General features: G+C 61.3%; 5 protein-coding genes and 3 tRNA genes. 4 read left to right on the forward strand and 4 right to left on the reverse strand.

Going from position 1 to position 11,946, the window contains the following annotated elements; all coding sequences use genetic code 11:
- Positions 1–199: 199 nt before the first annotated feature.
- Genes ptrA through recD form a run of 3 tightly spaced genes read left to right on the forward strand, consistent with a single transcriptional unit; the run spans position 200 to position 8,492 of the window.
- Positions 200–3,088, forward strand: coding sequence for a pitrilysin (gene ptrA, locus ACJ8IJ_RS14320; RefSeq protein ID WP_442518743.1), 2,889 nt, complete (start codon positions 200–202; stop codon positions 3,086–3,088).
- Positions 3,085–6,645, forward strand: coding sequence for an exodeoxyribonuclease V subunit beta (gene recB, locus ACJ8IJ_RS14325; RefSeq protein WP_442518657.1), 3,561 nt, complete (start codon positions 3,085–3,087; stop codon positions 6,643–6,645). Before ptrA ends, recB begins: the two co-directional genes overlap by 4 nt.
- Positions 6,642–8,492: an exodeoxyribonuclease V subunit alpha gene (recD, locus tag ACJ8IJ_RS14330; RefSeq protein WP_442518656.1), complete on the forward strand. Its 1,851-nt coding sequence runs from the start codon at positions 6,642–6,644 to the stop codon at positions 8,490–8,492. The genes recB and recD overlap by 4 nt, the downstream gene beginning before the upstream one ends.
- 37 nt (positions 8,493–8,529) lie before the next feature.
- Here the strand turns inward: recD and argA are convergent, their stop codons facing one another.
- On the reverse strand, positions 8,530–9,855 hold the full coding sequence (gene argA / locus ACJ8IJ_RS14335) for an amino-acid N-acetyltransferase (protein WP_015378910.1): 1,326 nt from the start codon (positions 9,853–9,855) through the stop codon (positions 8,530–8,532).
- Positions 9,856–10,094: 239 nt separating this feature from the next.
- Between argA and amiC the strand changes: the two genes are divergently transcribed.
- Positions 10,095–11,348: an N-acetylmuramoyl-L-alanine amidase AmiC gene (amiC, locus tag ACJ8IJ_RS14340; protein ID WP_004931882.1), complete on the forward strand. Its 1,254-nt coding sequence runs from the start codon at positions 10,095–10,097 to the stop codon at positions 11,346–11,348.
- A gap of 90 nt (positions 11,349–11,438) precedes the next feature.
- Here the strand turns inward: amiC and ACJ8IJ_RS14345 are convergent.
- From ACJ8IJ_RS14345 to ACJ8IJ_RS14355, 3 genes are all read right to left on the reverse strand, one after another.
- A tRNA-Met gene (locus ACJ8IJ_RS14345) sits at positions 11,439–11,515 on the reverse strand.
- Between the two features lie 65 nt (positions 11,516–11,580).
- A tRNA-Met gene (locus ACJ8IJ_RS14350) sits at positions 11,581–11,657 on the reverse strand.
- Positions 11,658–11,715: 58 nt separating this feature from the next.
- Positions 11,716–11,792 (reverse strand) — tRNA-Met (locus ACJ8IJ_RS14355).
- Between the last annotated feature and the right edge of the window lie 154 nt (positions 11,793–11,946).

An 11,946-nucleotide genomic window follows, 5' to 3' on the forward strand; every position in this document is an offset into this window, starting at 1 on the left:
GTAAAAATAACGAAGGTTATATTCAACCATTGGGGTGATTCCCGGTCTTACATAACGTACAGGCATATACACGCCGTGTTTCGGGCCGCCACATTGGCGAAGAACCCGGCGAGTACCGATTTGGTTATGTGGTTTTGATGTACGTCGCCAACGTCAGGGAGTGGGCGTAGCGACGTCAGAATAGGGGTTTATTTTGGATATGCGCAGACAGTTGGCCCGTATCACCGGGCTGGTATTATTGGCTATGTGTTGGGCACCGTTGAGTTGGGCCGCGCAAGGATGGCAACCGCTGACGGAGAAGATCAACAAGAGCGAACACGATCCGCGTCAGTATGAAGCGATCAAGTTGGCTAACGGCATGACGGTGTTGCTGGTGTCCGATGCCCAGGCGCCGAAATCGCTGGCGGCGCTGGCATTGCCGGTTGGGTCGCTCGAAGATCCGAACAGCCAACTGGGATTGGCACACTATCTGGAACATATGGTGCTGATGGGCTCCAAACGCTATCCAGAGCCGGAAAACCTGTCCGAATTCCTGAAAAAGCACGGCGGCAGCCACAACGCCAGCACGGCCTCTTATCGCACCGCCTTCTATCTGGAAGTGGAAAATGACGCGCTGGAGCCGGCGGTTGACCGCATGGCCGACGCCATTGCCGAGCCGCTGCTGGATCCGGGCAATGCCGATCGCGAGCGCAACGCGGTGAACGCCGAGTTGACGATGGCGCGTTCGCGCGACGGCATGCGCATGGCGCAGGTCGGCGCGGAAACCCTTAACCCGGCGCACCCGAGCGCGCGCTTCTCCGGCGGCAATCTCGATACGTTGAAAGACAAGCCGGACAGCAAGTTGCACGATGAACTGACCGGCTTCTATAAGCGTTACTATTCCGCCAATCTGATGATGGGCGTTTTGTACGGTAATCAGTCGCTGCCGCAGTTGGCTGGCATTGCGGCGAAAACCTTTGGCCGCGTGCCGAATCATGACGCCAGCGTGCCGCCGATCACCGTGCCGGCCGTCACGCCGGAACAGCAGGGCATCATCATTCACTATGTGCCGGCGCAGCCGCGCAAGCAGCTGAAGGTCGAATTCCGCATCGATAACAACAGCGCCGCGTTTCGCAGCAAAACCGATACCTACATCAGCTACCTGATTGGCAACCGCAGCAAAAACACCCTGTCTGACTGGCTGCAGAAGCAGGGGTTGGCGGACGCCATCAATGCCGGCGCCGATCCGATGGTGGATCGCAACGGCGGCGTCTTCGCCATCAGCGTTTCACTCACTGACAAAGGCCTGGCCCAGCGCGATGAGGTCGTCGCCGCCATTTTCAACTACCTGAAAATGCTGCGCAGCGAGGGCATCAAGCAGAGCTACTTCGATGAAATCTCGCATGTTCTGAACCTGGACTTCCGTTATCCCTCGATCACGCGCGACATGGACTATATCGAATGGCTGGTGGACACCATGCTGCGCGTGCCGGTTGAGCATGCGCTGGACGCGCCTTATCTGGCCGACCGTTATGATCCAAAGGCGATCGCCGAACGCCTGGACGCCATGACGCCGCAAAACGCGCGCATCTGGTTCGTCAGCCCGGATGAACCGCACAACAAGACGGCCTATTTCGTCAATGCGCCTTACCAGGTCGACAAAATCACGCCGCAGCGCTTTACGCAGTGGCAGCAGTTGGAGAGCGGCATTTCCCTGTCGCTGCCGGCGCTCAACCCGTACATCCCGGATGACTTTACCCTGACCAAGCCATCGCACGAGTTCAAAAAACCGGAAATGGTGGTAGATAAACCCGGCCTGCGTGTGTTGTACATGCCGAGTCGTTACTTCGCCGACGAGCCGAAGGCCGACGTCACCGTCGCTTTCCGCAACGCCAAAACCATGGATTCCGCGCGCAATCAGGTGCTGTTCTCGCTGACGGATTATCTGGCCGGCCTCGCGTTGGATCAGTTGAGCTATCAGGCGTCGGTCGGTGGGCTGAGCTTCTCGACCTCGCCGAACAACGGCCTGATGTTTAACGCCAACGGTTTCACCCAGCGTCTGCCGCAGTTGCTGACGGCGCTGATCGAGGGCTATTCCAGCTTCATGCCGACGGAAGATCAGTTGGCGCAAGCCAAATCCTGGTATCTGGAGCAGCTGGACGCCGCCGAGAAGGGCAAGGCGTTTGAGCTGGCCATTCAGCCGGTGCAGATGGTTTCCCGCGTGCCGTATTCTGAACGCAGCGAGCGCCGCGAAGTGCTGAAGACGTTAACGCTGAAAGACGTGCTGGCGTATCGCGACAGCCTGCTGGCCGAAGCCACGCCGGAGCTGCTGGTGGTGGGCAACATGAGCAAGCAGCAGGTCGACACGTTGGCGTCGACGCTGAAACATCGTCTGGGCTGTACCGGGAGCGAATGGTGGCACGGCGAAGACGTGGTGGTGGACAAGGAGCATCTGGCCAACCTGCAACAGGTGGGCAGCAGCACTGACTCGGCGCTGGCGGCGGTGTATGTGCCGACCGGCTACGACGAAGTGACCGGCATGGCCTACAGTTCGCTGCTGGGGCAGATTATTCAGCCGTGGTTTTACAGCCAGCTGCGCACGCAGGAGCAATTGGGGTACGCGGTCTTCGCCTTCCCGATGTCGGTGGGCCGCCAGTGGGGCGTGGGCTTCCTGTTGCAGAGCAACAGCAAACAGCCGGCCTACCTGTACCAGCGCTATCAGGATTTCTACCCGAAAACCGAGAAACGCCTGCGCGACATGAGCGAGGCGGACTTTGAACAGTACAAACAGGCGCTCATCAATGAGCTGAAGCAGCGGCCGCAAACCCTGAGCGAAGAGGCCAGCCGGTTCGCCAACGATTTCGATCGCGGCAACTTCACCTTCGATACTCGTCAGAAACTGATCGCGCAGGTGCAACAGCTGACGCCGGCCAAACTGGCGGATTATTTCCACCAGGCGGTGATCCAGCCACAGGGGCTGGCGGTGCTGTCGCAGGTTAGCGGCAGCGGGCAAGACAAGGCGGATTACGCGGCGCCTAAGGATTGGGTCACCTATCCGAACGCGTCTGCATTGCAGCAGATTTTGCCGCGTAAAGTGGCAACACCATGACGGAAATTGCCCCGCAGAGGCTGGAGCCGCTGTCGTTGCCGCTGTTCGGCGAACGCCTGATAGAAGCGTCGGCGGGCACCGGCAAAACTTTTACCATTGGCGCGCTGTATCTGCGCTTGCTGCTGGGGTTGGGCGGTGACGCGGCGTTTCCCCGCCCGCTGACGGTCGAAGAAATCCTGGTGGTGACCTTTACCGAGGCCGCCACCGAGGAGCTGCGCGGGCGCATCCGCGACAATATCCACGGGCTGCGCATCGCCTGCGTGCGCGGTAAAGACGCGGAATGCAAAAATCCGCTGTTTATCGCGCTGATGGAAGAAATTGACGATTTGAGCGACGCCGCCTCACAGTTGCTGGCGGCGGAGCGGCAAATGGACGAAGCGGCGATCTACACCATTCACGGCTTTTGCCAACGGATGCTGACGCACAACGCCTTCGAGTCCGGCATGTTGTTTGAACAAACGCTGGTGCAGGACGAGCTGCCGCTGCGGCGGCAGGCCTGCGCCGACTTCTGGCGTCGCCACTGCTATCCGTTGCCGCTGGGCGTGGCGCGTGCGGTCAGCCAGGAGTGGAGCGGCCCGGAAGCGTTGCTGGCCGATCTCTCCGGCTATCTGCACGGTGAAGCGCCGGCGCTGCGTCGGCCGCCGAAGGACGAAGAAACCGTCCTGATGCGCCACGAGCAGATCGTCGCGCGCATCGACGCCATCAAGGCGCAATGGCGGGCGGCGGCGGGCGATCTGGAGGCGTTGATCGCCCAGTCCGGCGTCGATAAGCGCAGCTACAGCAGTAAACACCTGCCGAACTGGCTGAACAAGGTCGGCGAATGGAGCGGGCAGGAGACTCAGGACTACCAGCTGCCGAAGGAACTGGATAAATTTCGCCAGTCGGTGCTGCTGGAGAAGACCAAGAAGGGCGAGCCGCCGCGGCATGCGCTGTTCACGGCGATAGACGAACTGTTCGATGAACCCTTGACGCTGCGCGACCTGATCATGGCGCGCGCGCTCAGCGAGATCCGCACCTCCATTCAGCAGGAAAAGCGCCAGCGCGCCGAGCTGGGGTTTGACGACCTGCTCAGCCGTTTGGACGGCGCCCTGCAAAGCGGCGGCGGCGCACAGCTGGCGCAGGCGATCCGCCAGCGCTATCCGGTGGCGATGATCGATGAATTCCAAGATACCGATCCGCAGCAATACCGTATTTTCCAAAAACTTTACGTCGGCCGGCCTGATTGCGGCCTGCTGCTGATCGGCGATCCCAAGCAGGCGATTTACGCCTTTCGCGGCGCCGACATCTTTACCTACATGCGCGCGCGTTCAGAGGTGAGCGCCCACTATACGCTGGAGACCAACTGGCGCTCGTCGCCGTCGATGGTCGCCAGCGTCAATCACCTGTTTTCTCAGGTAGAAAAGCCTTTCCTGTTTGGCCAGATCCCCTTTATTAAGGTTAATGCGGCGGAAAAGAACCAAGGGCTGGCGTTTGAATTGCATGGCACGCCGCAGCCGGCGATGCAGTTCTGGCTGCAGCAGGGGGAAGGCGTGGGTGTAAGTGATTACCAACAGCTGATGGCGCGCCTGTGCGCCACGCAAATTCGCGACTGGCTCAGCGCCGGTCAGCAGGGCCTGGCACGGCTGCAGAGCGGCAAGGAGTCACGGCCGGTACAAGCCTCCGATATCACGGTGCTGGTGCGCAGCCGCAATGAGGCGGCGTTGGTGCGCGATGCGCTGAGCGCGCTGTCTATCCCGTCGGTCTACCTGTCCAACCGCGACAGCGTGTTTGACACCCCGGAGGCCAAAGACCTGCTGTGGTTGTTGCAGGCGGTGTTGGCGCCGGAGCAGGAGCGTACGCTGCGCAGCGCCATGGCCACCGGGCTGATGGGGCTGGACGCGCCGACGCTGGACGGCCTGAGCCGCGATGAGCGCGCCTGGGACGCGCTGGTTAACGAATTCGACAATTACCGCACGCTCTGGCTGCGCCGCGGCGTGTTGCCGATGCTGAGCGAGCTGATGAAAGCGCGTCAGCTGGCGGAGAACCTGTTGGCCAGCGCCGGCGGCGAGCGTCGCTTGACCGACGTGCTGCATCTGGGGGAGCTGTTGCAAGAGGCGGCGGCGCAGCTCGACAGCGAGCATGCGCTGGTGCGCTGGCTGGCGCAGCAGATCGCCCAGCCCAATCGCCAGTCCGACAATCAGCAGCTGCGGCTGGAGAGCGACCGGCATCTGGTGCAGGTGATCACGATTCACAAGTCCAAGGGGCTGGAGTTCGATCTGGTGTGGCTGCCGTTCGTCGGCAACTTCCGCCAGCAGCAACAGGCGCTGTATCACGATCGCCACAGTTTCCAGGCGTTGCTGGATCTCGACGCCAATGAAGAGAGCCAGGCCTGGGCGGAGGAGGAGCGCTTGGCGGAAGATCTGCGTCTGCTGTACGTGGCGCTGACCCGCTCGGTGTACCACTGCAGCATCGGCATCGCGCCGCTGTTCCAGGGCACGCGCAAGAAACAGGGCGATACCGATCTGCACCGCAGCGCATTGGGTTATCTGGTGCAGGGCGGGCAGGCCGGCGACGCCGTGTACCTGCAGGAGCGGCTGCAGCAATTGGCGGGCGGGGGTATCGCGGTGTCGCTGGTTGAACCGCCGGACGAAGAACCCTGGCACCCTCAGGCGGCACTGGCCGAAGCGCTGGCGGCGAAAAGCTTTACCCGGCGGATCCAGGATTTTTGGCGGGTGACCAGCTATACCGGTTTGCAACAGCACGGCGCGAGCCTGATGCAGGATCTGCTGCCGCGTCTGGATGTCGACGCTGCGGGGGAGCGGAGTGAGGAGAGTGAGCCAGCGCTCACACCGCATACCTTCCCGCGCGGCGCGACGCCCGGCACCTTCCTGCACAGCCTGTTCGAAACGCTGGACTTCACCCAGCCGTTGGATGAACAGTGGTTGCTGGCACAGCTGCAACAGCAAGGATTTGCCGAACACTGGCAGCCGATTTTGCTGGCGTGGATGCAGGTATTGCTCAACACGCCGCTCGCCGACAGCGGCGTGACGCTGGCGGCGCTAACGCCGCAGCACAAGCAGGCCGAGCTGCAGTTCTATTTGCCGATCAACCGGCTGTTGCAGGCGAAGGAGCTCGATGCCCTGGTGAAGCGTTACGATCCGCTTTCCGCCCGCTGTCCGGCGCTGGATTTCCATCAGGTGCAGGGCATGCTGAAAGGCTTTATCGACCTGGTGTTCTGTTGGCAGGGCAAATACTACCTGCTGGACTACAAGTCCAACTGGTTAGGGGAAGACAGCAGCGCCTATACCCGGCCGGCGATGGAGCAGGCGATGGCGGAGCATCGTTACGATCTGCAATATCAGCTGTATACGCTGGCGCTGCACCGTTATCTGCGTCATCGGCTGCCGGATTACGATTACCGGCGCCATTTCGGCGGGGTGATTTATCTGTTCCTGCGCGGCGTGGATGCGGCGCACCCGGGCAACGGCATTTTCACCTGTCTTCCCGAGTTTGAGCTGGTGGCGGGGATGGATCGCTTGTTCAGCGGCGAGGCTGCTGCGACGGAGGATGGATCATGATCGCACTGCTGGAGCAGGCGGTGGCGCTTGGCGTGTTGCGCCCGCTGGACGTGCAGTTCGCCCGCGTGGTGGCGAACGAAGACGAGCCCGATATTTTGCTGGCCGCCGCCTGCCTGAGCGCAGAGGCAGGGGCCGGTCACGTCTGCCTGATGCTGGATCAACTGCAGGCGGACACCCTGTTTGAAGGGCGCCAGCCGGCGCTGGCGCTGGCGGTGTGGGAGGCGGCCGGGCGACCGGATAGCGCGCGTTGGCAGCAGCGTTTGGCGGCCAGCGCAGCGGTCGGGGACGGCAGCGGCGCTATGCCACTGGTGCTGCGCGGGCCGCGCCTGTATCTGCAGCGCATGTGGCAAAACGAAGGTGAAGTGGCGGCGTTTATCGGTGGCGAAGGCGAGTCGCTGGCGGTGCCGGAGGCTGAGCTGCGCACCATTCTCGACCGCTTGTTCGGCGCGGCGAGCGATGAACCCGATTGGCAGAAGATCGCCGCCGCAGTGGCCGCCACGCGGCGTATCGCGGTCATTTCCGGCGGGCCTGGCACCGGTAAAACCACCACCGTCGCCAAGCTGTTGGCGGCGCTGGTGCAGCTGGATGAAGGCGCGCGCTTGCGCATTCAGCTGGCGGCACCGACCGGCAAGGCGGCGGCGCGTCTGACGGAGTCGCTTGGCAGCGCCAGCCGTCAGCTGGCGTTGACCCCGGCGCAGCAGGCGCTGTTCCCGACCGAGGCGGCGACGTTACACCGCCTGTTGGGGGCGCAGCCGAACAGTCAACGCATGCGCTATCACCGCGGCAACCGGCTGCATTTGGATGTGCTGGTGGTGGATGAAGCCTCGATGGTCGATCTGCCGATGATGGCGCGCCTGATTGCTGCGCTGCCCGACCAGGCACGGGTGATTTTCCTTGGCGACCGTGACCAGCTGGCCTCGGTGGAGGCCGGTGCGGTGCTGGGGGATATTTGCCGTTTTGCCGAGCAGGGATACAGCGATGCGCGTGCCGCAGAGCTGAGCCGCCTGACCGGCTGTTCGCTCGCAGGGCGGCAGGCTGATGCGGAAGCGGCGGTGCGCGACAGCCTGTGTTTGCTGCGCAAGAGCTACCGTTTTGACGCTCGGTCCGGTATCGGTCAGCTGGCGTTGGCGGTCAACGCCGGAGCGGGGGAGCGCGCGCTGGCAGCCTTAAGCGGCAGTTTCGGCGATGTCGCGGGCTATGCGCTGGCGACGAGCGAAGAGTATCAGGCGCTGCTGGATGCCTGCGTGGCGGGCTATCGCGACTATCTGCGGCTGATTGCCGAAGGCGCGGATGCGGCGGCGGTGCTGGCCGCCTTTAGCCGCTTCCAGGTGCTGTGCGCGCTGCGTGAAGGGCCGTTCGGCGTTGCCGGCCTGAATGAACGTATTGAACTCGGGCTGCAGCGCGCCGGTCTGATCGACCGCAAACCGGGCGTTCTCGGCCGCTGGTATCGGGGGCGGCCGGTGATGATCGGCCGCAACGACAGCGCGCTGGGGTTATTCAATGGGGATATCGGCATTACGCTGCCGGATGAGCGCGGCGAGCTGCGCGTGCATTTCCAACTGCCGGATGGAAGCATCAAGTCGGTGCAGCCGAGCCGTTTGCCGGCGCATGAAACCGCCTATGCCATGACGGTGCACAAATCTCAGGGATCGGAGTTTGACCATACGGTGCTGGTGTTGCCGAATCACTTCCTGCCGGTGCTGACGCGTGAATTGGTCTATACCGCGATCACCCGTGCGCGTAAGCAGCTCTCGCTGTATACCACGGAGGCGGTGCTGCTGCGGGCCATTCGTATGCCGACCCAGCGCCGCAGCGGATTGGCTGAACGGCTGCAGGCAACGGAATAAGCGTTGAAGGGGCGCGGCAAGGGCCGCGCCGCGGAGATTACAGATCGGCCAGCAGGATTTTGGAACGGCGCTGATAGTTGTACAGCGCCTGCTTTTGCATCGGCAGCACGTCGACCTCTGCCGGAGTGAAGCCACGCTCCTGGAACCAGTGGATGCTGCGGGTGGTCAGCACGAACAGCTTCTTCAATCCCATCTGCCGCGCCTGATTTTCCACCCGCTGCAGCAGCATCTCGCCGCGCGAAGAGCTGCGGTAATCGGGATGCACCGCCACGCAGGCCATCTCACCGATTTTTTCCTCCGGGAACGGGTACAGCGCCGCACAGGCGATGGTCAGGTTGTCGCGTTCGATAATGGTGAACTTGTCGATCTCCATCTCCAGCTGTTCACGCGAACGGCGCACCAGAATACCCTGCTGTTCGAGCGGCCGGATGAGCTCCAGAATACCGCCGATGTCGTTGATCGTCGCCCGGCGCACCTGTTCGGCGCTCTCCATCACGATTTGGGTGCCGATGCCGTCGCGTGAGAACAGTTCTTGCACCAGCGCGCCGTCCTCCTGATAGCTGATCAGATGGCTGCGGCGCACGCCGCTGCGGCAGCCTTTCACCGCGCCGCGCAGGAAGCGCACGGTGCCGGAATGGTAATCACCGCCTTCCTCCAGCTCTTCAAGACGCTTTTGCGCGTCGTTGGGGAACAGCTCGGAAAGGATGTTGCCTTCCGCGTCGGTCACGCCCTGCGAGGAGCAGAAACCGATCATTTTTTCCGCCTTCAGCTTGATCGCCAACTGGGTAGCCACTTCTTCTGACGTCAGGTTGAAGCTCTCGCCGGTGACCGAAACCGCGACCGGGCCGATCAGCACGATGGCGTTGCTGTCGAGCTGACGGTGGATCGCTTCTTCATCGATGCGGCGAATGCGGCCGCTGTGGCAGTAGTCGATGCCGTCATCAACGCCCAGCGGCTGCGCGATGATGAAGTTGCCGCTGACTACGTTGATATGCGCGCCTTGCAGCGGCGTGTTGTTGAGGCTCATCGACAGTCGGGCGGTGATGTCGAGCTGCAGCAGGCCGGCGGCCTGCTTGACCAGCTCCAGCGTATGGGCGTCGGTCACGCGGGTGTGTTTGTGGTAGATCGGCTCATAGTTATGCTGCGCCAGATTGGCGTCGATCTGCGGCCGCGCGCCGTAAACCACCACCAGGCGAATGCCCAGGCTATGCAGCAACCCGATATCGTTGACGATGTTGGAGAAATTCTCGTGTTCGATGGCTTCCCCGCCGAGCATGATGACAAACGTCTTGCCGCGGTGGGCGTTGATATAGGGGACTGAGTGACGGAATCCTTGCACCAGCTCTGTACTACGTTCCTTCACGGCCAAACCTCTTTGCATATTTATACGATATTTTTGTATTTTTATTCTTTTATTGCGCCGATGGCAAGTGGGAAATCGTCATGAAGCGTGCGCTAAGGGCGCTAAATCGTTAATAAATTGAAAAACCATAAAAAGATTTTCTGATGACAGGGCTGGAATGATTGGTTAAAGTTTTCGGCATCCCCATTTCATTGGTGTTTTTTTCATCTGTTGTAAACAGCTATTACTGCCGGAGCCGCATGCCAAACGCTAATCACAATCTGGGCCGCCGTCGTTTATTACAGGGCGTTGCCGCCAGCTGGTTGCTGAGTGTGAGTCGTACGGGCTTCGCCGCATCATCGCACGTGATCGCCGTGCGCGTCTGGCCATCCTCCACCTATACACGCGTCACGCTGGAATCCAACGTCGAGCTGAAATACAAGCAGTTCGCCCTGACCAATCCCGATCGCGTGGTGGTGGATATCGAAGGCGTTCACCTCAACAGCGTGCTGAAAGGCATCGCCGGGCAGGTGCGCGCCGACGATCCTTATCTCAAGCAGGCGCGCGTCGGCCAGTTCGATCAGAATACCGTGCGGCTGGTGCTGGAGCTCAAACAAAGCGTCAGCCCGCATATTTTCACGCTGGCGCCGGTGCCGGAGTACCGCAACCGTCTGGTGATGGATCTCTATCCGACCAAGGGCGGCAGCGGCGGCGAGGAATATGATCCGCTACTGGCGTTACTGGAAGATTACAACAAGGGCGATCTGGAGCGCACGCTGCCGCCGGAAGCGCCGCAGGCCGGCAAAGCGGGGCGCGATCGGCCGATCGTCATCATGCTGGATCCTGGCCACGGCGGCGAAGATCCCGGCGCGATCGGCAAGTACAAGACGCGCGAGAAAGACATCGTGCTGCAGATTGCCCGCAAGCTGAGCGCCATGATCAAGCGCGAGCCGAACATGAAAGTGTTCATGACGCGTAATGAAGACGTGTTTATTCCGCTCAAGGTGCGCGTCGCCAAGGCGCGCAAGCAGCGTGCCGATCTGTTCGTTTCGATTCACGCCGACGCCTTCACCAGCCGCGCGGCGCGCGGGTCATCGGTGTTCGCATTGTCCACCAAAGGCGCCACCAGCTCGGCGGCCAAGTTCCTGGCGCAGACGCAGAATGCCTCGGACCAAATCGGCGGCGTCAGCAAGAGCGGCGACCGCTATCTCGACCACACCATGTTCGATCTGATCCAGACCGCGACCATCAACGACAGCCTGAAATTCGGCAAGGAAGTGTTGAACCGGATGGGCAAAATCAACCGGTTGCACAAGAATCGCGTCGATCAGGCCGGTTTTGCGGTGTTGAAGGCGCCGGATATCCCGTCGATCCTGGTGGAAACGGCGTTTATCAGCAACATCGAAGAGGAGCGCAAGCTGCGCACCAGCCATTTCCAGCAGCAGGTGGCGGAGTCGATTCTGGCGGGCATCAAGGCTTATTTCGCCAACGGCGGCGCGCTGGCGAGTCGATAACGGCAGGGCCGGGCGCGAGTCCGGCTGTTTTCGCGGATTGCAGATACAAAAAAACACCCGTCAGGGTGCTTATCTGTTGTCATCAAGAGTTGGTTGCGGGGGCCGGATTTGAACCGACGACCTTCGGGTTATGAGCCCGACGAGCTACCAGGCTGCTCCACCCCGCGTCCGTCTTGATGCGGTATTACGACGAAACCACCGTTCATGTTATGCCGCTGGTACGACATTCGGTTGGTTGCGGGGGCCGGATTTGAACCGACGACCTTCGGGTTATGAGCCCGACGAGCTACCAGGCTGCTCCACCCCGCGTCCGTGTAATACTTTGTTATCGTAACCAAACGAAAAATACCGCCAATGCGGCATCGGTTGGTTGCGGGGGCCGGATTTGAACCGACGACCTTCGGGTTATGAGCCCGACGAGCTACCAGGCTGCTCCACCCCGCGTCCGATGGATGCGCACTATACTCTCCATGCGTTTTGTTGCAAACCCTTTTTGCATTTTATTGCCCTAAACCCATTTTTCTGCTGAATTTGCCCGCAATTTGCCTTCTTTTTCATCACCATCCTCCGTGCGGCTTTTTTTATTTGCAGCGATTCC

The organism is Serratia sp. CY40230 (assembly GCF_052168835.1).
GTDB lineage: Bacteria > Pseudomonadota > Gammaproteobacteria > Enterobacterales > Enterobacteriaceae > Serratia > Serratia nematodiphila.

Excerpts from the sequence above, each read along its gene's own strand:
- recB (WP_442518657.1), top strand. The coding sequence starts at position 3,085 with ATGACGGAAATTGCCCCGCAGAGGCTGGAGCCGCTGTCGTTGCCGCTG.
- amiC (WP_004931882.1), top strand. The coding sequence starts at position 10,095 with ATGCCAAACGCTAATCACAATCTGGGCCGCCGTCGTTTATTACAGGGC.
- recD (WP_442518656.1), top strand. The coding sequence starts at position 6,642 with ATGATCGCACTGCTGGAGCAGGCGGTGGCGCTTGGCGTGTTGCGCCCG.
- ptrA (WP_442518743.1), top strand. The coding sequence starts at position 200 with ATGCGCAGACAGTTGGCCCGTATCACCGGGCTGGTATTATTGGCTATG.